Below are 20,584 nucleotides of genomic sequence, written 5' to 3'. Positions count from 1 at the left end.
ATGGCTCACACAGACGTCGTCGTCACCGGGCTCGGCGCGACCACCCCGCTGGGCGGGGACGTCGCGTCGACCTGGGACGCCATGCTCGCCGGCCGCTCCGGGGTGGGTCCGCTCACCCAGGAGTGGGCCGCGCAACTGCCCGTTCGGATCGCCGCGCAGCTCGCCGTCGACCCGTCCGAGGTGCTGGACCGGATCAAGCTGCGCCGGCTCGACCGCTGCGAGGCGATCGCGATCATCGCGGCGCGTCAGGCCTGGGCGGACTCCAGTCTGGCCGACTCCGGGCTGGACCCGGAGCGGCTGGCCGTCAGCGTCGGCTCCGGCATCGGCGGAGCCACCACCCTGCTCACCCAGGACGACATCCTGGAGGCGTCCGGTCCCCGGCGGGTGTCCCCGCACACCATCCCGATGCTGATGCCCAACGGCCCCGCCGCCTGGGTGGGGCTGGAGGTGGGCGCGAAGGCCGGCGTGCACGCGGTGGCCAGCGCCTGCGCCACCGGCGCGGAGGCGATCGCACTCGGCCTGGACATCATTCGCTCGGGCCGGGCCGACGTGGTGCTGGCCGGCGGCACCGAGGCGGTCATCCACCGGCTGCCGATCGCCGGGTTCGCCTCGATGCGGGCCATGTCGACCCGCAACGACTCCCCGGAGCGGGCCTCCCGACCGTGGGACACCGGCCGGGACGGCTTCGTGCTCGGCGAGGGCGCGGGCGTGCTGGTCCTGGAGCGGGCCGAGCACGCCGCCGCCCGGGGCGCCCGGGTGTACGCGCGGCTGGCCGGCGCCGGCATCACCTCCGACGCGTACGACATCGTGCAGCCGCACGCGGAGGGCGAGGGCGCGATCCGGGCGGTCAGGAAGGCCATCGAGGACGCCGACATCGCGAAGATCGACATCGTGCACGTCAACGCGCACGCCACCTCGACCCCGGTCGGCGACATGCTGGAGATCGGCGCGCTGCGTGCCGCGCTCGGCGACCACCCGGTGATCACCGCCACCAAGTCGATGACCGGCCACCTGCTCGGTGCGGCCGGGGCACTGGAGTCGATCGCCACCATCCTGGCCATCCGCGACAGTGTCGTCCCCCCGACGATCAACCTGGACGACCCGGAGGCCGGCCTCGATCTGGACGTGGTCGCCCACAAGGCGCGGCACATGGACATCCCCGCCGCGTTGAACAACGCGTTCGGCTTCGGCGGGCACAACGTGGCTCTCGTCTTCACCCGGCCCTGAGACTCCAGTCTCAAGGGCGGATCTGTCCGGACGCCGGGGCCGGCATCGATGGCGGGCACGACCTGACCGCGACGATGCCGGCCCCGGCCACCCGCCCGGCCCTGGCCAGGCTGGGCTTCGGGCTCGATCGCGGGGTCAGGCGCGGTTGCGGGGGTGCTGCCGTGCGGCGCGTTCGTTGCCCCGGCGGTAGTTGCCGGTCCACCGGGCCATCACCAGTTGCGGATCGTCGCCGACCTCGGCGAGGAACTCCGCCGCCCGGCCTCCCCGCAGGGTGCCGGCCACCCTCCCGTGGTGCGTGATCACCACGGACCCCTCCGCCCGCTGGGCGTACGCGAAACCCTGAGCTTCTCCCATGCCCGGCACGCTCCCACCCCGCCCCCGACCCCCGCACCCCGATTTCGCCCGGACGCCGGACATACCTTGGTGGGAAACGGCCCCTCCAGGCGCATGCCGAGCCGGGTCATCAGGCATAGCGGCTTCCGTAGCCAGCCCGCGACCTCCACGACAGCCAGCGTCAGGCAGGCAGGACACTCCCTAGTCAGGATCCCTCTCGGCGAGGATTCCGGTGCCCTGGCCGAGCTCGATGAGGTAGCCGTCGGGGTCGCGCAGGTAGCACCGGATCTCCACGCCGTGGTCCTTCGGCTCGGTGAGGAACCGTCCGCCGCGCGAGCGCCACAGCTCGTAGACGGCGTGCACGTCCGTCACCCGGACGTTGAGCGCGCTGTGGAGCAGGTTCGGGTCCCTCGGCGCCTGAGCGAGGACGGTCGGCTTGTCGTCGGTCGGGCCGCCCTCGTCGTTGATCACCAGGTAGCTGTTGTGCAACCGGAGGATGGCGGGCTGACGCTCCCGCACCACCGTCGCGCCGAGCACCGTCCGGTAGAACTCACGCGAGCGTTCCACGTTCCGCACGATCAACAGGTGGGTGAGCACCATGCCGTGTTCGGGCTGGAAGTAGTCCGGGGCCTCGTTCGTCACTGCTGCCTCCCTCGGGATGGCCCGTCGGGTACCCGCGTGCGGCTGCGGCACACCTGGAACGCCTGGTCACGCCCGTCAACGGACAGGTCCGAGGAGACCCGACAGGCGGCCTGGATCCGCCGCCTGCCGGATCAGCTGTCCTACCGGGCGGGGCTGCGCAGCCGGACGGGTCGGGTGAGGCTGGCAGGTCAGGCCGCTAGGGTGGGATCCGCCGAGACCTCGCGAGGAGCACGCCGTGGAAGCGACCGAGATCCGCAAGCTCGCCGCCCTGGAGGACACCCACTGGTGGTACCGGGAACGGCGGGCCCTGCTGTCCCGGGCGCTGCGCCGGCTGGCCGCCGCAGGCCACTGCCCCGGGCGGGCACTGGACGTCGGCGCGGCCGGCGGCGGCAACACCCGGGTGCTGCGGGCGCACGGCTGGCGGCCGGTGGCCCTGGAATACAGCGCGGAGGGCGCCGGGGTGGCCCGCGAGCGCGGGCTCGACGTGATCCGGGCCGACGCCCGGCACCTGCCGCTGCCCTCGGCGAGCCTGGGCCTGGTGACCGCGTTCGACATCCTGGAGCACGTCGACGAGGACCACCTGGCCGCCGCCGAGATCCGCCGCACCCTACGCCCCGGCGGTGTCGCCCTGATCGCCGTACCGGCCGACATGGCGCTCTGGTCGGCGCACGACGTGGCGGTCGGCCACATCCGGCGCTACGACCGGGCGTCGCTGCGCACGGTGGTGGAGAAGGCCGGCCTGGTGGTCGACGAGTTGTGGAGTTGGAACGTGCTGCTCCGGCCGGTGGCGGCGTGGCGGCGGCGCAACTCCACCGGCAGCGACCTGGACGACCTGAACCCGGTGGTCAACCTGGGCCTGCGGACCATCGTCACCGCCGAGCGGTACCTGCCGGTGCGGTCGCTGCCCGGCGTCTCGCTGATGCTGCGCGCCCACCGCCCCGCGAACTGAACCGCCCCGGCGCGCGCCGATCGCCGGTTGCCGGCCGGGAAGGTGGCGTCCGCTACCATCCACCGGCCGTCCGCTGTGGACCGGGCGCGCGACGAGCACGGAGGAAGTGAACACGGTGTTCCGACGTACGGGGGCGGCCCTGGTGGCCGCGTTGGTCCTGTTGACGGCAGCGGGCTGCGCCGAGGAGATGACGGCCCGCACGGCGACGCCCGGCGCGTCCCCCGTGGTGTCCGGGCCGCCCTGGTACGACGAGGTGGCCCCGGCCCCGGCCGGCGTCACCGTCGGCGCGGGAGGCAGCGCGTGCGAACTGCCGATCACGTTCTCGGTGCCGGCCCGCTGGGCGGCCGCCCCGGTGGGCGACGCGTCCGGGATGACGCTCGGCGGTTCCCGGCTGCGCTGCGAGGTCGACGCGAAGCCGGCCGGAAAGGTGGGCTTCCTGCGGGTCTGGGCGGTGGAGGCGGGGACCCTCGACGTGCGCGCCTCGCTGGAGGAGTTCCTCGCCGAGTACGGCCGGGTCAGCGAGATCGAGTACCGGCGCGTCCGGCGCGGCCCGCTGGAGCTGGTGGAGGCCACCTACCTCCAGCGCAACGAGCTGAGTGGCGGCCCGAACCGGCAGCGGGCGCTGGTGGCGCAGACCCCCGGCGGAGCGATCCTGCTGACCTTCGGCGGGATGGACACCGGCGAGTTCGAGGCGATGTTCCCCGCGTACCAGCTCGCGACGAGCACCGTGCGGGCCACCCGCTGACCTGACCCGGGCCGGGGGCGGCCCGCCGTTCCGGGTGCGGTTGTTGTCGCCGGGGCCGCAACAACCGCACCCGTTGGCCGCCGCGCCCCGAGAAGGGCACGGTCGGCGACGACTCCGGCCGCAACCGGACGGCCTCGCGGGTCAGCGAGGGGCCGGGACGGCCTCGCGGGTCAGCGAGGGGCCGGGACGGCCTCGCGGGCCAGGACGACCGCGCCGAGCAGCGCGGCGTCGTCGGCGAAGCCGGAGAGCACCACCTCCGGCCGGTACGGCAGCACGGCGGCCAGCCGCTCGACCAGCAGGCCACGGATCAGCTCGCTGCCGGCCACGCCACCGACCAGCACCACCCGCTGCGGGTCCAGCAGCAGGCAGCAGGTGACCAGGTGGCGGGCCAACTCGTCGACCCGGGCGGTCAGCGCGTCCCGGGCCGGGCCGGGCCGCACGGCGGCCGCGGCGAGCCCGGCCGCCGCCCCCGGCACGCCGAGGTCGTCGGCGAGCAGGTCCAGGGCCCGACCGGAGAAGTCCAGCTCCAGCATGGTGCCGGGCCAGGGGCCGCCGCCGGCCACCGCGTACCCGATCTCGCCGGCCGCGCCGTGGCGGCCGGTCAGCACCATCCCGCGTACGGTGATCGCCGCGGCGACCCCGGTGCCGAGGCCGACCACCAGGCCGGGGTCGACGTCGCGCAGCGCGCCGAGCCGCAGCTCGGCCAGGGCGGCGGCGTTGAGGTCGTTGTCGACCGCGACCACTGCCACGCCGAGCCGGTCGCGGACCGCGTCGGCCAGCCGGAGCCGGTCCCACCCGGGCACGTTCGGGGCGAGGTCGATGCCGTCGGGGCGGACCACCCCGGGCGAGGCGATGCCGGCCGCCACGACCGGCCCGCCGGCCTCCCCCACCAGCCTCGCGGCCAGGTCCAGGGCGCGGTCCAGGGCCTGCGGGGCACCCCGTTCGGCGTACGTGGGCACGCGCTCGCAGGCCAGCAGCCGGCCCTCGCCGTCGGCCACCCCGACGGCCATCTTGGTGCCGCCGAAGTCGATGCCGAGCAGCACCGGCCGGTCGCCGGCCAGCGGCACGGGCTGGCCGGCCCGGCCGGCCAACCGCACGCTCACGGCGCCGTCCTCTCGTTCGTGACCGCGGCGCTCGCCTGCACCCCGCCCCGCCATCGGCCGACGCCGCGCCACTCGATCCTCGCGCTCATGGCGTCATTCTCCCGCCCACGACGACGATTCTGCCGCCCGCGACGACGCGACCCGCGCTCATCGGGCCGCCCGTCCGGCCGCTCATCGGGCCGCCCGTTCGGCGGCGACGGCGTCGAGCGCCTCGTCGGCCGAGGCGAGCCGGTCCCGCACGCCGGCCAGCCGGCCGGTGACGGTGTCGAAGGTGCCGCGCAGCACGGTCACCTGGGCCCGGACGGCGTACGCGCCGGGGCCGTCGATCTGGGCCCGGTCGAGCACCAGCTCGGGGCGGACGGCGGCGGCGATCAGGTCCCCGATCGCGTCGTCGTCAAGCCGGTCGGTGATGCCCTCCGCCGCAGCCCGGACGCCCTCGGGAGTCCAGCTGTCCGGGGCACCGCCCTGGACCAGCCGGCCGACCACCGAGTGGGCGGCCCGAAACGGCACCCCGTGCCGGGTCAGCGCGTCCGCGGCGGCGGTGGTGGTGGCCCCGGAGGCGACGATCTCCTCCCGCGACGGCGGCTCCAGCGGCGCGATCTCGGCGAGGAAGCCCCCGAGTAGGGCAAAGAACCGGTCGGCCCGATCGTTGCTGTCCCAGAGCCGCACCTGCACGTCGGTGGTGGCGTTGTTGGAGTCCTCCCACCATGCCGCACCGACGTTGTTGAGCACGCTGGCGGCGTCGGCGGCGGTCGCGCCGGCCATCGACACCAGGTGCTCCAGCACCACCGGGTTGCGCTTCTGAGGCATGATGCTGCTGCCCTGGGTGAAGTCACCGGGGGTGGTCACCCAGCGCCAGGTAAGCCAGTCCATCAGGGTGCGGGCCAGCCGCGCCCCGGTGGCCAGGGCCTGGGCATTGAGGGTGCCGACCCGGACCAGGTGGTCGGCGCCGGCCACCGCCTCGTACGAGTTGGTGATCAGGCCGTCGAAGCCGAGCAGCTCGGCGACCCGGGCCGGGGCGATGTCCAGGTCGGTGCCGGCGAAGGCGCAGGAACCCAGCGGCGAGGTGTTGAGCGTCTCGATCAGGTCGGCGTACGCGACGGCCTCGCCGGCCAGGGCCTCGGCGTACCCGGCGAGGGCGTGACCGATGGTGGTGGGCTGGGCCGGCCGGCGGTGGGTGTAGCCGGTGATGACCACGTCGGCGTACCGCTCGGCGGCGTCCAGGGTGGTGGCCCCGGTGGCGAGCACCCGGTCGAGGACCCCGATGAGCTGGTCGCGCAGCAGCATCCGGAACACCCCGGCGTCGAGGTCGTTGCGGCTGCGGGCCATCTGCACGTCCAGCTCGGACGTGGGAATGCCGCACGCCTGCGCGATCCGGGACTCCATCAGGTAGTAGGTGTCCTCGAAGCTGCCGTCGAACGCCGGCGCGGGGCCGGTGTCGGCGTGCAGCTGCGCCAGCCCGCGCAGCAGTCGGGCGCCCCGGTCGGCCGGGATCAGCCCCTGCTCGGTCAGCATGACCACGTGCGCCTGACTGGCCCGCACCATCGCCGGGAAGAGGTACCCGACGTGGTGGTCGTACGTCGGCCGCAGGTGGTACCGCTGGTAGGTGGTCAGCGCGGGTGTGCTCATGGGTGGTCTCTGCTTCCTTCCAGGCCGGGCGCGGCACCGCTCGCCGCGCTCGGCGTCAGCCGGTCTACTCGTGCGAGCCGAGCAGGCGCTCGGCGTTCCCGGCGAAGATCGCGCGGAGGTGTTCGTCGGGCAGGCCCAGCTCGCGGCAGATCCGGAGCTGGTCGTCGAGGTAGCGGGTGACGTAGCCGCGCGGGAACCACGACGAGTCGCTGCCGTACACGATCCGGTCCGGGCCGATGGTCTCGTAGCAGCGCCGGAAGAGCTCCTCCAGCGTGAGCTTGTACGGCATCCAGCGCACCCACTGGTTGGAACCCGAGGTGTCGACGTGGATGTTCGGGCAGCCCCAGGCGGCGAAGAGCAGGTCCTGGACGTGCTGGACGCCGAAGTGCGGCACCACCACCGCCAGCTCGGGAAAGCGGCGGGCCATCCGCGCCAGCTCGTCCGGGCCGCCGTAGCGGCCGAAGCTCAGGCCGCCGGCGCTGCCGTAGTGCCCGATGTGGATGAGCACCGGCACGCCGAGCCGCTGGGCGGCGACCCAGAGCGGGTCGAGGTCGGCGTGGTCGAGGGGGCCACGCAGCAGCGGGGCGAAGAGCTTCAGCCCGCGCAGGCCCCGCTCGGTCACCGCCCGGTCCAGCTCGCCGGCCGCGTCCGGGCCGTACGGGTCGTGGTGGGCGAAGCCGAGCAGCAGGTCGGGGTGGCGGTCGACGACGTCGGCGACGGTGTCGTTGCCGCCGCCGGTGACGAAGACCGCCCGGCGGACGTGCACCCGGCGCAGTTCCTCGGCCCACCGGTCGGCCTCGTCCTCCCACCGCTCGGCCGGGGGCTCCGGGTCGGGGAAGGCCCAGGCCTGCCGCCACTGCCGGGCGTACGGGGCGGACGCGGCGGCCCGGACGGCCCGCTCGTGTTCGCCGCCGGGGTGCATCCCGGCGGCGTGCTCGCACGCCTGGATGGTCGGGTCCGCAGCGATCCGGAAGTGCAGGTGGAAATCGACGATGTCCAGTCCGCGTTCGACGATCATGCGGCTCCCTCGGACGGACCGTCGACCGCTGGCGACAGCACGGCGGCGACCGACGAGGCGGGGGCTGCGTCCAAGGGCGGCAGCGGGGCGGCGAACTGGGGCGGCAGCGGGGCGACGGTGGGCGGGGCGGGCGGTTCGGCGGCCACCCAGGCGGCGACGATCTCGCGCAGCCGGGGCCCGGCCAGCTCCCGGACCCGCCGGCCAGCCGGCTCGTCGGCCAGCGAGATGTACCCCGACCAGCCCTGCCACGGGTCGGGCCGGGACTCCACCAGCACGTACGGGTGGGTCACCGGCAGCTTCGGCTTCGGCGGCAGGTCGTCGACCGCGTCGAGCCGGACCGCACCGGGGTCGAAGCCGAGCACCCCGGAGGTCTCGTACGCCCCGCCGTGGCCGCGCGAGACCAGCGGCCCGTACAGCTCGGTGGTCTCGGCGGGGGTGACGAGCTGGAACCAGTTGACCAGCAGCAGGCTGGCGGTGTGTCGCCCGGAGACCCATTCCATGGCCGCCCGGACGGTGGACATGTTGGCGTCGTGCCCGTTGACGATGAGCAGCCGGGGGAACCCGGCCGCGACGATCCCGGCGATCACGTCGGCGAGGTAGCCGACCGCGATCTCCGGCCGGATCGCCACGGTGCCGGGCCACGGCCGGGTCTGCCCGGGGCAGGCGGCGTACGGCACGGCGGGGAAGAGCACCCCGCGCGGGCCAGTGTCGGAGCCGACGGCGCTCTCGGCGGCGAAACCCTCGGCGAGGATCAGGTCGGTGCCCAGCGGCAGGTGCGGGCCGTGCCACTCGACCGCGCCGACCGGCAGCACCGCGAAGTCCGCCGCCTCGGCGACCGCCGTGAGCTCCCCGCCGGGGACCCGGGAGACGGGCACCAGCCCGCCGCCGGCGAGCCAGGCGGCAATGTGGTCGCTGTCGGGGGTCACCTGTGTCATGCCGTCCATTTCGCCGCCTCCCGGGTCGACCGTCCGCCGCCCTCGAGCCGGCCGGAGACCACCATCACCACGAAGATCAAAACCACCTGGAGCATGCCGTACGCGGCGGCGGTGCCGACCTCGAACGAGTACATCCGGTTGTTGATCTCCACCGAGATCGGCGCGGTCTCCGAGGTGTAGATGAGCACCGAGGCGACGAACTCGCCGACCCCGTGCACGAAGGCGAGCAGCGCGCCGGCCAGCACGCCCGGCAGCATCAGCCGCAGGGTGACCGTGCCGAACGCCCGCCACCAGGACGCGCCGAGGTTTCGGGCGGCCTCCTCCAGCGACGGGTCGAGCTGCGCCAGGGCGGCCGAGCTGGACCGGAACACCAGCGGCAGGAACCGCACGAAGTACGCCAGCGGCATGATCCAGAAGGTGCCGATCAGCACCTGCCCGAAGCTGAACGCGTTGCCGGTGCTGAACGCCGAGATCAGGTTGATCGCCACAACCGTGCCGGGCAGCGCCCAGGCCAGCATGACGGCCACGTCCAGCAGGCCCCGGCCGCGGAAGTTCAGCCGGCGCACCGCGTACGCGACGAGCACGCCGATCACGACGCAGGCGACGGTCGCGATCAGGCTCATCTGCAGCGAGTTCAGAATCGGCTGGAACGCCCTCGGTTCGGAGAAGATCGTGACGAAGTTCTGCATGCTGTACTGCGCCGGGATGACCTCGGTGGTCCATGAGCCGTCCTGGGAGAACGCCACCAGGGCGATGGTCGCCACCGGGGCCAGCAGCACGGCGGTGGCCAGCAACGACGCGGTCAGGGCGAGCCACTTGCCCAGCGGGTTGGTGATCTCGCGCCGGTGCGCGGCGACGCCCTTGGACTGGGAGCGGTAGCTGCGCCGCCCCTCGTACCAGCGCATGCCGAGCAGGAACAGCACCGAGACCACGCCGAGCACCGAGGCGTAGGTCGACGCCATCGGCAGGTCACCGTTGGTGCGGTTGATGTAGATCTGCATGGTCATCGTCTGGTCCACCCCGAACAGCAGCGGGGCGGTGTATGACGCCAGCGAGGTCATGAAGACCAGCAGCGACGCCGAAACCAGCGCCGGGGTGAGCATCGGCAGCAGCACCGTGCGCCAGACCCGGACCCGACCGGCCCCCAGGTTGTACGCCGCCTCCTCCACCGACGGGTCCATCCCGCCCAACGCCGCCGAGGCGGAGAGGTAGAAGTACGGGTACATGGTGAACGTGTGCACCACCAGCACGCCGGCGATGCCGCTGAACGGCAGCACCGGGTTCTCGGCGCCGAAGAGCTGCTGGAGGCCGCGCGGCAGGATGCCGGTCTCGCTGTAGAGGAGCTGGAACGCGATCGCCCCGATCAGCGGCGGCAGGGCCGCCGGCACCAGGATGATCGCCTCGATCAGCTTGCGGCCGGGAAACGAGAACCGCTTGAGCAGGAACGCCATCGCCACGCCGACGACCCCGCAGAGCAGCACGCTGGCCGCGGAGATGATCAGCGAGGTGACCAGGGCGGAACGGGCCACCCCATCGCTGGTCAGGAAGCTGCCGTAGTTCTCCACCCCGTCCACACCGACGCTCTCGGCGAAGGTGGCGAACATCGGCTGCACCACGTACCCGAAGAGGACCAGGGCGAGCGGGAAGACCAGCACGTACGGGAACCAGCGGGAGCCGGTGCCACCGGCGAAGCGGGCGGCGAGCCCTCGGCGCGGGCCCGGTGGCGGCGGCGCCGGCTCCTTCGTCACCGGGGCGATGGTGGCCGGGCTGGGCGTCGCGGGGATGGTGCTCACGGGCGCACCACCCACATCCGCTCGCGGTTCAGCCGCAGCCCAACCTGGTCGCCGGCGGTGAGCCCGGCCGGCACGTCGACGGCCGCCACCTGCACCTGCTCGCCGGCGGTGTCCACGATCAGGTTGGTGGCCATGCCGGTGAACTCCACGTCGACGATCCGGCCGGGCAGCGCCCCCGGGTCGGTGGTCGAGGTGAGGCCGATGTGCTCGGGGCGCACGGAGATCAGGGCGGTCTCCCCCTGGCTCAGGCCGTGGTCGGCCGGCGCGGGGACGACGATCTCCCCGCCGCCGCCGGGCAGCCCCACCGTGACGCTCTCCGCCGTGACGGCGAGCACCGGCAGGGTGAGCACGTTGCTGCGGCCGATGAAGCGGGCAACGAAGCTGGTCGCCGGGCGGTGGTAGATCTCCTGCGGGGCGCCGATCTGCTGCACCCGGCCGGACTGCATGACCGCGATCCGGTCCGACATGGCCATCGCCTCGGCCTGGTCGTGGGTGACGTAGATGCCGGTGGTGCCGGCTTCCTTCTGGATCCGGCGGATCTCCGTGCGGGTCTCCTCGCGCAGCTTGGCGTCGAGGTTGGACAGCGGCTCGTCCAGCAGCAGGGTCTTCGGCCGGATCACCAGGGCGCGGGCCAGCGCCACCCGCTGCTGCTGGCCGCCGGAGAGCTCGTCGATGCGCCGGTCGCCGTACCCGGCGAGGTGCACCTGGCCGAGCGCCTCCTCGACGCGCCGCTTCGACTCGGCCCGGTTCACCTTGCGGATCTTCAGCCCGTACGCGACGTTCTGCGCGACGCTCATGTGCGGGAAGAGCGCGTAGTTCTGGAACACCATGCCGGTGTCGCGCTTGTTCGGCGGCCGACGGGTGACGTCCTCGGTGCCGAAGCGGATCCGGCCCGAGGTGGGGAAGTAGAACCCGGCCACCATCCGCAGGGTGGTGGTCTTGCCGCAGCCGCTCGGACCGAGCAGGGTGAAGAACTCCCCGGCGGCGATGGTGATGTCGACGTCGTCCACGGCTGCGGTGTCGCCGCCGCGCGCGAAGCGCTTGCTCACCGACTCCAGCGTGACATCGATCATGATGTCCTCTCCTTCATGCAGTACCGGGGACCGGGTTCGCCCATCCGGGCCGGGACACGCGCACCGGGGCGGCCGAGGCTGAAGGAGGGTGCCCTTCTCAACGCCTCCGGTGGAGAGGGTTTCCCCTCTCACACCACCGCCGCCCCGGCGTACGCGTGATCAGCCCTTGTTCTTGATCTGGCTGTTCCAGTGGTTGATCCACTCGGTTTCGTTCTTGCCGATCACGTCCCAGTTGACGTCCAGCGGCTTGAGGTTGAGCTGGGCCAGCCACTCCGGCTTCTCGGCGATCTCCACGGCCGGAATCTGGAAGTAGTCCTTGGCCAGGGTGGCGCGGAGGGAGTCGTCGAAGAGGAACTCCATGAACTTCTGCGCGCCGGTGGTGTTGCCGCCCTTGACCGCGGCGATGCCGTCGACCAGCACCGGGGCACCGGAGGCGGGCATCACGTAGCCGAACGGCATGTTCGACTGGTTGGCCTGGAGCAGCACGTCCTGGAGGTTCCAGGCGCTGAGCGTGCCCTGCTGGCGGGAGAGCTTCAGGTACAGGTCGGCCGGGTTGGCCGCGTACGAGCCGGTGTTGGCGTCGAGCTTCTTGAGCCAGTCGTACCCGGGCTGCGGGTTGCTGCCGTCCGGAGACTGCCGCATGATCATCGCGGAGTAGATGGACCGCATGGTGCCGGACGCGGCGACGTCCCGGATGATGATCTTGTCTTTCCACTCCGGCTTCAGCAGGTCGTCCCAGTCCTTCGGGGCCTGCTCCGGGGTGAGCGCCTTGTTGTTGTACATGATGACCTCGGGCAGCAGGATCTCCCCGAACCAGCGGCCCTCGGCGTCCTTGTACTTGGCGTCCATCTTGCCGGCGAACGCCGGCTGCCAGCCGGTCAGCAGGTCCTCGGACGCGCCGGCGGAGAGCCCCTGCTGGGTGCCGCCCCACCAGACGTCGGCCTGCGGGTTGGCCTTCTCCGCCCGGACCCGCTCCAGGATCTCCTGCGCGCCCAGGTTGAGGATCTCGACCTTGCCCTTGTACTCGGGGTACTTCGCGGTGAACTGGTCCACCACGAAGGTCGAGACCTTCTTGTCGCGGGCCGTGTAGATGGTGAGCTTCTCGGCGCTCGCGCCGCCGGCGGCGTCGTCGTCACCGCCGCCACCGCCACAGGCGGTGCCGGCGGCGAGGACGGTGGCGAGCGCACCGGCGAGGAGAAGACGACGTCTCATGGGTGTACCTCCGAGGGGAAGGGAAAAGCGGGGGGACTCGTTGGGTCAGGGGCTCGGTAGCAGGGTGGGCAGGCCGGCGGCGGCGGCGGAGAGCGCGTAGCTGACCGCGCCGTGCAGCACGGCCCGGTCACCGAGCACCGCCCGGCGCACCTCGGTGGAGCTCGGCGCGGTGGCGGTGACCAGGCTCTGGAGCCGGTCGACGGCCGCGTCGTCGAGCTGGGTGGCGGCTCCACTGAGCAGCACCCGGCCGGGGTCGACGACGCAGACGCAGGAGACGATCAGCCGGGACCAGGCGGCGAGCACCTCGTCCAGGTACGCGGCGGCCCGCGCGTCGGAGCGGGCCAGTTCGACCAGGGCGGCCACCGGGGCGTCCGGCCGCCGCCCGGGGGCCAGTGCCACCATCCGCTCGGCGATGGCGTTCTCCGACCAGCGGGCCTCGAACGGGCCGATCCCGTCGCGGCCCCGGTCGGCCGGGTCCAGCGGCAGGAAACCGACCTCGCCGGCGGCCCCGCCCGCGCCCCGGCGGACCTGGCCGTCGAGGACCAGGCCGGCGCCGATGCCGTCGGCGACGTGCAGCAGCAGCAGGTCGGCGACATCGCTGCCGGCGCCGGCCGCGTGCTCGCCGGCCGCCATCAGGTTGACGTCGTTGTCCACCACCACCGGCACGCCGAGCCGCCGCTGCACGGACTCCCCTATCGGGCGAGGATCGACGAGGCCGACCGAGGGGGCCAGCCGGACCGCGCCGCCGGAGGAGACGCCGGGCGCGGCGATGGCCACCCCGCGCAACGCCGGCAGGCCCTCGCCGGCCAGCTCCGGCACGGAGCGGCAGATGGTGTCGATGATGTCGCCGGCGAGCCGGACGGCCCGGTGGGCGACCACCATGCCGTCGCTGTCGGCGATCTCGCAGCTGATCCGGGACGGTTCCAGCGAGACCGCGGCGACCAGCTCGGCGCGCGGGTTGAACTCCAGCATCGTCCGGGGGCGGCCGGCGCGGGACGCCCCGGGGCCCCGCTCGATCAGGTACCCCTCGGCGATCAGCTCGCGCACGAGCGGGGTGAGCGTGGCGGGGCTCAGGCCGGTGAGCTCGGTCAGCTCGGCCCGGGAGAGCACCCGCACCTGGCGGGCGGTGGAGATCACGGACATCCGCTTGATCTCCTTCGACCGCTCCCGGCTCACCGGGCTCGTTGGTGGCGTCACCACGTCAGTCACACTTCCTTCCTACGGCGAACGAACTATAGAGTCAAGTAACGAAAGCGTCTCGGCCCCGGCCGCCCTACGGCGAGAGCAGGGAGAACATCCCCTTTTGGCGGCGTTGACCGGAGGGAGCGGGGCTGGTCATTCCAGTGCTCCGCGACATAGACCGGACGCACTTTCTTTCTTTCGCAAAGAAAGAAAGTCCTTGCAAGGCATTGACTGGCAGCCGCACCGGTCCTTAGCGTCACGAAGCGAAGGCCTTCCAGTGTGTACGGATCTCCGTGCCGCTGCTGTACCCGGTGACCTGGCGTCCGGCTACGCCCACCGTCCCGTCCCCACCCCTCGCCGTCCGATCACGACCGTCGCGTCGACGCCCCGCGTCCGACGACGGTGGCCGCTGCCCGGACCCGTGGTAGTTCCGAAAGGATCTGCATGCGAATCAAGGCGTTCCTGCTACCCACTGCGCTCGCCCTGGCCCTGTCCGGGGTGCCCGCCGCAGCCCTCGCCTCCCCTGTCGACAAATCCGGTGGCCGGTCCGCCGACACCGTCGACCTGGACGTTCTCTTCGTCAGCGCCCACCCCGACGACGAGGCCGGCAGCCTCGCCACGCTCGGCCAGTGGAAGGAGCGCTACGGCGCGAAGGCCGGCGTCGTCACCATCACCCGGGGTGAGGGCGGCGGCAACGCCGTCGGCCTCGAGGAGGGCCCCCCGCTGGGCATCATCCGCGAGCGCGAGGAACGCACCGCGATCGGCAAGGCCGGGGTGGAGAACCTCTACAACCTCGACCGGGTCGACTTCTGGTACACCGCCTCCGCGCCGCTGTCCGAGCAGATCTGGGGGCACGACGACACCTTGGCGCAGATCGTCCGGGTGATCCGGCAGACCCGGCCCGAGGTCATCATGACGATGAACCCGTCGCCGACCCCGGGCAACCACGGCAACCACCAGCAGGCCGCCCGGTTCGCCGCCGAGGCGTTCCACGCCGCCGCCGACCCGACCGCCTTCCCCGAGCAGCTCCGCAAGGAGGGGCTCAAGCCGTTCCGGGCGGCGAAGTTCATGCGCTCCGGAGGCACCGGCACCTCGGCCGCCGGGCCGCAGTGCGCCACCAGCTTCGTCCCCACCGTGCCGACCGACCAGGTCTTCGGCGTCTGGGAGGGCACCCAGAGCACCACCGGCAAGACCTGGGCCGAGATCGAGGTCGACGCCCGCCGGGAGTACGTCACCCAGGGCTGGGCCAACAGCGCCGCCGCCGCCACCGACCCGACCAGGATTCGCTGCGACTTCTACACCCTGATCGACAGCCGCGTCCCGTACGACCCCGCGGACACCTCCCCCGAGGCGATCCTGCGCGGCTCCGTGCTGCCGAACGCGGCCGGCGGGCTGCCCAAGGGCTCCGAGCTGTACCTCACCACCGACCGGTTCGACCTCGCCCCCGGCGAGACCGTCAAGGTCACCGCGCACGTGCGAGCGCCCCGGGACCGGGCACTGTCCACGCCGCGGATCGACCTGCGGCTACCGCAGGGCTGGACCGCCACCGGCTCCGGCGCGCTGCAGGGTGCCGTACCGGCCGGCAAGGAGCGGACCGCGACGTTCACCGTCACCGTTCCGGCCGACGCCGCAACCAACCAGCAGCAGCTCGTCGGCGCGACCCTGAGCACCCGCCAGGGCACCGGCCGCACCGACCGGGCCGTCCGGATCGTCGCCGACGTGCGCGGCACCCTGGAGCCGCTCGACGAGGTCGGCGTGTTCCGGCAGTGGGCCGGCGACAGCGGGTACCCGCAGCTCGACACCCTGATCAAGCCGGTGCTCACGATCGGCTCCGGCAAGAGCCGGTCGGTCCGGATCGACCTGCGCAACCACGGCGAGGCCGCCCGAAGCGGCACCGTCACCCTCGGCCTGCCCGCCGGCTTCACCGCCGACGCGGCCACGAAGAGCTACGCCGAGTTGGCCCCCGGCGCGTCCGGGGCGGTCACCTTCACCGTCACCAACACCGACGCCACCCTGCCGACCGCCAACGAGGGCGGCACGGGCGGCGACTACGGCATCACCATCACCACCGCCAGCGCCGCCGGCAGCACCGTGGAAACCGGCGCCCTGGAGATCGTGCCGACCACCGAGGTGCCGCAGGCCGGTGACGGGCACGCCGTCGACGGCGTGGCCTCCCCCGGCGAGTACTCCGGCGAGGAGCTGGACCTGTCCCGGATCTGGGAGGGTCAGGCCACCACCCCGCAGGACGCCTCGGCGAAGGGCCGCATCGCCTTCACCGCCGACGCGTTGAAGGTGTTCGTGCAGGTCACCGACGACGTGCTCGGCACGAAGGTCGTGCCGCAGGACTGCAAGCGGCAGCGGCGCACCGACAGCGTGGAGATCATCGTCGACCCGAAGGGGAACTCGGCGGACACCTCCACCGTCTTCAAGGCCGGCATCTTCCCGGTCACCGACGACCCGGCCAACGGCGACCCGCCGTGCTGGCAGCGCGACGCCGACAACCGGCAGGGTCCGGGCGCCACCACCGCGCCGGGGATGACCGTGGTCAGCAAGGTCAGCAGCCCGTACACCGGGTACACCATCGAGACCAGCATCCCGTTCGCGGTGCTGCCCGACGCGGTGGACCCGGCCCGGATGGGCTTCAACGTGCTGGTCTACGACTCGGACACCCAGGACCTCAGCTCCCAGTCCCGGCTGGGCTGGTCCACCTTCAACGGCGTCCGCGCCGACCCGTACCGATACGGCCTGGCAACCCTGCCCGGGTACACCCCGGCGGCTCGGCAGCCCACCACCCCGGTCTTCCCGGACACCTCCGCCCGCAGCGTGCACAGCCCGCAGACCGTCGCCCAGTCGGCGGTGGACGGGGTCGCCCCGGCCTCCGTGGCCAAGCTGCCCGAGAAGGCCCTGCGCCTCACCGACCAGCGCCGGGTGGCCGGTGGGGTCCAGGTGACCCTGCGGGCCGACCAAAGTGGCACGGCATACCTGTACGCCTGGGACGGCAACGCCGCCCTCGGTGACCGCACGGTCGAGCTGAAGGCCAACCGCTCGGTGACCGTCACGGTCCCGGTCGCCGCCGGCAGGCCGACCACCCTGCTGGCCGCGTTCGAGTCGAACGGCGCGGCGCTGGCCCGCCAGCTCCCCCTGCGCTGACGAGGGACTCGGAGCTCCGTACCGCGTGAGGTCGGGCCGCTCCGGGTGACATGAGGATCAACGTTGGGGAGGGGTGGGCAGGCTGCCACCCCTCCCCCTCACTCACCCCCGGGTCCGCGCAAATTCACGGAATGTGTGGCCATTCGGCGCCCCAAAGCCACACATTCCGTGAATTTGCGGAACGGCGCGGCGGTGGGCGCGCGGTGGTGGGCGGGGTGGGGTGGGGGCGGGGGGTCAGCGGAGGTGGTAGACGGCCATTCGGGCGTTGGTGTAGCGCAGGTCCGCCAGGGTGGCCAGGGCCGGTGACTCCGGGGCCACCTGGCGGTCGGCGACCAACCAGCGGACGCCGTAGGAGTCACGCAGCTCCGCCAGGCCGGCGGCGGTGGGGGCGGTGAACGCGGCGTCGTTGGCCCGCAGCCGCTCCTGGTCCCAGAACGGCGCGTACGGGCCACCCGGAAGGCCGACCATTCGGGGCGCGAACGCCCACCCCTCCACCAGCACCGATCGCTGCGTGTAGCCGCTGAGCCAGAACGATCGGGCGTCGCACCAGCCGCTGACCACCGCCCGGCAGTGCACGTTGGTGGCCACCACGTCGCCCGGGTCACTCTGCTCGTGTACCCAGCGGGCCGCCGACACCCGGGCGGCCGGCATCGACTCCACCGGGTACGCCCCGCCGTTGGGGAACCGGTGGGCGGCGGTGGCGTCCAGCACCAGCCCCGGCGCGCCCGCGACCAGGGCGGCGGTGAGCAGCACCGCTGGGCCCCGGCCGGCCAGGCCCGGCCAGCGCCCGACCAACGCCGGCCAGCACAGCTGCGCCAGCAGCGCCACCGCGAGCAGCGCCGCCGCCCAGGTCAGCAACGGCAGCACCGACGCGTACGAGGGGGTCGCCGGCGAGGCCGCCGGGAAGCGCAACTGGATCGCGGTGAGCAGCACGGCGAACCCGGCCGCCCCCGCGCCGAGCAGCGCCCGGCCCCGGGCGCCGAGGGCGGCGCGGTCCAGCAGCTCCGCCCAGCCCCACGCGGAGAGGATCACCCCGAACGCGAATCCGGCCCGGGTGAAGTACTGGTTGCTGCTGCCCGGGTGCCCGACCAGCAGGTAGATCGCCGGGCCGGCGAGCGCCCCGCCGAGGAGGAACACCTGCACCGGCTCCAGCCGCCAGCGGCGCAGCCGCAGCAGCGCCAGCACCCCGGCCAGCCGGAGCTGGAGGTTGAGCAGGAACGCGACGAGGGTCAGCACCCACAGCAGTGCGGTCGTCCCCGCCGGCCGCCCCGGCGGGACGTACGGGCGCAGCCCCGAGAAGGGGTCGACGGTCACGCCGTGGCTCTCGAACGCGAACAGCACGGCCGTGGCGAAGAGCTGCGCGGCCAGCGCCAGCCCGGCCGCCGCCAGCACCGCCCGGGGCAGCCTGCGGCGGAACGCCAGCGACACCGCTGCGGTGAACGCCAGCGCGGCCAGCACCACCGGCACGGTGCTGGCCTTCGCCCCGGTCGAGGCGGCCAGGAACAGCGCCGCGAGCAGCCACACGCCGCGCCCCAGCGCCGGCACCGTCGACCCCCGGGCCCGCCCGACCAACTCGCCAAGCACCGCCAGCAGGGGCAGGAGCAACACCCAGCTGTACGTCATCGACGGGCTGCCCCAGACGATGAAGGTGGCCTGGGTGCCGAAGAGCTGCCGGACCCCGTTCTCGTAGCCGAACTCGCCGACGGTGAACATCAGCGCGGCGGCGGCCACCCCGACGTACGGGCGGCCGGTGATCCGCCAGCCGACCGCCGCGACCAGCACTGCGGCGAGCGCGCAGAGCGTCGGCACGCCCAGTCGGAAGAAGACCGTGGGCAGGTCCACGCCGCTGACCAGGCTGGCCGCCGCGAAGTGCGCGAACCCGAACCAGTGGTAGTGCAGTGGCTCCCCGGCGACCTGCGGCACGTCCAGCGGCACCTGGTGGGTGGCTGCCCCGGCGATCGAGAGCTGGAACGCCAGGTCGATGTACTGGGCCTGCCCCTCGTCGGTGGGCAGCACCGGGTTGACCCGCAGGAACGACTCGTACAGGTAAAGGGTGAACCCGGCGACCACCCCGGCCAGCGACCAGGCCCACCCGGTCGGCACCGGGGCGTACCCGGACGCCCGCCAGTGCCGGCGCAGTCGGGGCACGGCCGCGAACGGCGCGAGGACCGCCAACGGCCACAGCCACAGCAGGTGGGGTGCCCCGGCCGCGGTGAAGACGGCCCAGCCGGCCAACTCCAGCACCAGGCCGACGGCCGCGCCGAACGCCAGGTCCTCGACCAGGGTGTGCGGTCGGCGGCGCAGCACCCGGAACACCAGCGTGCCGGGGAGCAGCACGGCCAGCAGGACGTACCCGGTCCACCGGGCCAGCTCGGGCAGGGGGGTGCCGGTGGCGAGCAGGACGGTCGCGACCAGGGCGTAGCCGGCGATGGCAGGGGCGTATCGCAGGGCGGCCGGCGGGGAGGCCCCGGCGGTGGTGACCCCGCCGGTGCGGGACAGGTCGGCGGGGGCGGCGGCAGGGCCCTCGGGGCCGGACGGCTCGGTGCCGCCGGTGGCCAGGGCGGTCATCGGAGACTGTCGGCCAACTCGGCGCGCCCGTCGGTGATGACCGCCGCGTCGGCGTCCGCGTCGGTGTCGTTGGCCACGAAGTACGCCGGGCGGGCCTGCACGGCGGTGTAGATCCGGGCCACGTACTCGCCGAGCAGGCCGAGGCAGAGCAGCTGCAGCGCGCCGAGGAAGAGGATCGCCACGTACAGCGACGGCCAGCCGGTGACGGTGACCCCGGCCAGCCAGGCGACCACCGTCACCACCACCAGCACCCCGCAGATCACCACCCCGGCCAGCCCGAGCCAGGTGGCCACCCGCAGCGGCGCGGCGGAGAAGCTGGTGACGCTCTCCGCGGCCAGCCCGGCCATCCGGGACAGTGGGTACTTCGTCCGGCCGGCTGCGCGCTCTTCGCGCTGGTAGGCGACCTCGCCGCTGGGGAAGCCGAGCCAGGGCACCACCAGCCGCAGCACCGGGCTGCGCTCGGGCAGTTCCCGCAGCGCCTCCACGGCGGCCCGGCTGAGCAGCCGGAAGTCGCCCGCCTGAGCGGGCACCTGCTTGCCGACCAGCCGCCGTACCAGTCGGTAGTAGCCGGCGGCGGTCCACCGCTTGAACCGGGTGTCGCGGCTGCGGTCGGCGCGGATTGCGTACACGACATCCAGGTCGTCGGCGCGGGCCCGGCGCAGCAGCTCGACGATGGTCTCCGGCGGGTCCTGGAGGTCGGCGTCGATGCTGACCACATACCGGCCCCGGGCCCGCAGCAGCCCGGCGACCAGGGCCGCCTGGTGGCCGCTGTTGCGGCGCAGCCGCAGCACCCGCAGCTGCGGCCAGCGGGCGCGCAGCCCGGCCAGGCCGGGGGCGGTGCCGTCGGTGCTGCCGTCGTCGACCGCCAGCACCTCGTACGGCTCGTCGAGGGCGTCGAGGACCGCCCGAAGCCGCCGGGCGAACAGCGGCAGCACGCTCTCCTCGTTGAACATGGGCACCACGACGGACAGCGCCGGCTCCGGTCGCGTCACGGGCTGGCCTCCGTCTTCTACTCAGCCGTCGGA

The 20,584-nt window shown here is 73.4% G+C and carries 16 protein-coding genes; 4 read left to right on the top strand and 12 right to left on the bottom strand.

Going from position 1 to position 20,584, the window contains the following annotated elements:
• Complete coding sequence (gene fabF, locus SNR22_RS13055; protein WP_320066790.1) at positions 1-1,227, top strand: beta-ketoacyl-ACP synthase II; 1,227 nt, start codon at positions 1-3, stop codon at positions 1,225-1,227.
• Between the two features lie 135 nt (positions 1,228-1,362).
• Here fabF and SNR22_RS13050 read toward each other — a convergent pair whose 3' ends face one another.
• Together SNR22_RS13050 and SNR22_RS13045 are read right to left on the bottom strand one after the other, a co-directional pair.
• Complete coding sequence (locus SNR22_RS13050; protein WP_320066789.1) at positions 1,363-1,581, bottom strand: hypothetical protein; 219 nt, start codon at positions 1,579-1,581, stop codon at positions 1,363-1,365.
• Between the two features lie 180 nt (positions 1,582-1,761).
• The gene (locus tag SNR22_RS13045; protein ID WP_320066788.1) at positions 1,762-2,202 is read right to left on the bottom strand and encodes a VOC family protein; all 441 of its coding nucleotides are present in this window, start codon (positions 2,200-2,202) and stop codon (positions 1,762-1,764) included.
• Between the two features lie 235 nt (positions 2,203-2,437).
• On the opposite strand from SNR22_RS13045, the gene SNR22_RS13040 reads away from it, so the two are divergent.
• Together SNR22_RS13040 and SNR22_RS13035 are read left to right on the top strand one after the other, a co-directional pair.
• Positions 2,438-3,151, top strand: a complete 714-nt coding sequence (locus tag SNR22_RS13040) for a class I SAM-dependent methyltransferase (protein ID WP_320066787.1) — start codon at positions 2,438-2,440, stop codon at positions 3,149-3,151.
• Between the two features lie 115 nt (positions 3,152-3,266).
• Entirely contained in the window at positions 3,267-3,896 is a 630-nt protein-coding gene (locus tag SNR22_RS13035) for a lipoprotein (RefSeq protein ID WP_320066786.1), read from the top strand.
• A 170-nt stretch (positions 3,897-4,066) separates the two neighbouring features.
• On the opposite strand, the gene SNR22_RS13030 is transcribed toward SNR22_RS13035, so the two are convergent.
• The 8 genes from SNR22_RS13030 to SNR22_RS12995 all read right to left on the bottom strand — a co-directional run bounded on the left by SNR22_RS13030 (position 4,067) and on the right by SNR22_RS12995 (position 13,868).
• A complete protein-coding gene (locus SNR22_RS13030; protein WP_320066785.1) occupies positions 4,067-4,999 on the bottom strand; it encodes an ROK family protein in 933 nt (310 codons plus the stop codon).
• A gap of 171 nt (positions 5,000-5,170) precedes the next feature.
• Complete coding sequence (locus SNR22_RS13025; protein ID WP_320066784.1) at positions 5,171-6,628, bottom strand: argininosuccinate lyase; 1,458 nt, start codon at positions 6,626-6,628, stop codon at positions 5,171-5,173.
• A 64-nt stretch (positions 6,629-6,692) separates the two neighbouring features.
• A complete protein-coding gene (locus tag SNR22_RS13020) occupies positions 6,693-7,646 on the bottom strand; it encodes an amidohydrolase family protein (RefSeq protein WP_320066783.1) in 954 nt (317 codons plus the stop codon).
• Positions 7,643-8,590 carry a creatininase family protein gene (locus tag SNR22_RS13015; RefSeq protein WP_320066782.1) on the bottom strand — a complete coding sequence of 316 codons (948 nt, stop codon included), beginning with the start codon at positions 8,588-8,590 and terminating at the stop codon, positions 7,643-7,645. The genes SNR22_RS13020 and SNR22_RS13015 overlap by 4 nt, the downstream gene beginning before the upstream one ends.
• Complete coding sequence (locus tag SNR22_RS13010; protein ID WP_320066781.1) at positions 8,578-10,374, bottom strand: iron ABC transporter permease; 1,797 nt, start codon at positions 10,372-10,374, stop codon at positions 8,578-8,580. The genes SNR22_RS13015 and SNR22_RS13010 overlap by 13 nt, the downstream gene beginning before the upstream one ends.
• Entirely contained in the window at positions 10,371-11,447 is a 1,077-nt protein-coding gene (locus tag SNR22_RS13005; RefSeq protein WP_320066780.1) for an ABC transporter ATP-binding protein, read from the bottom strand. Before SNR22_RS13005 ends, SNR22_RS13010 begins: the two co-directional genes overlap by 4 nt.
• Before the next feature lie 159 nt (positions 11,448-11,606).
• Positions 11,607-12,659: an extracellular solute-binding protein gene (locus tag SNR22_RS13000; RefSeq protein WP_320066779.1), complete on the bottom strand. Its 1,053-nt coding sequence runs from the start codon at positions 12,657-12,659 to the stop codon at positions 11,607-11,609.
• A 45-nt stretch (positions 12,660-12,704) separates the two neighbouring features.
• Positions 12,705-13,868, bottom strand: coding sequence for an ROK family protein (locus tag SNR22_RS12995; RefSeq protein WP_320066778.1), 1,164 nt, complete (start codon positions 13,866-13,868; stop codon positions 12,705-12,707).
• 417 nt (positions 13,869-14,285) lie between these two features.
• On the opposite strand from SNR22_RS12995, the gene SNR22_RS12990 reads away from it, so the two are divergent.
• Entirely contained in the window at positions 14,286-16,991 is a 2,706-nt protein-coding gene (locus SNR22_RS12990) for a PIG-L family deacetylase (protein ID WP_320066777.1), read from the top strand.
• Between the two features lie 234 nt (positions 16,992-17,225).
• Here SNR22_RS12990 and SNR22_RS12985 read toward each other — a convergent pair whose 3' ends face one another.
• A complete protein-coding gene (locus SNR22_RS12985; RefSeq protein ID WP_320066776.1) occupies positions 17,226-19,559 on the bottom strand; it encodes a hypothetical protein in 2,334 nt (777 codons plus the stop codon).
• A complete protein-coding gene (locus tag SNR22_RS12980; RefSeq protein ID WP_320066775.1) occupies positions 19,556-20,551 on the bottom strand; it encodes a glycosyltransferase family 2 protein in 996 nt (331 codons plus the stop codon). Before SNR22_RS12980 ends, SNR22_RS12985 begins: the two co-directional genes overlap by 4 nt.
• Positions 20,552-20,584 lie beyond the last annotated feature (33 nt).

The sequence above is a fragment of the Micromonospora sp. RTGN7 genome, assembly GCF_033804645.1.
GTDB lineage: Bacteria > Actinomycetota > Actinomycetes > Mycobacteriales > Micromonosporaceae > Micromonospora.
The sequence above is the reverse complement of the archived record's forward strand: the minus strand, read 5'-3'. Positions and strand labels throughout refer to the sequence as shown.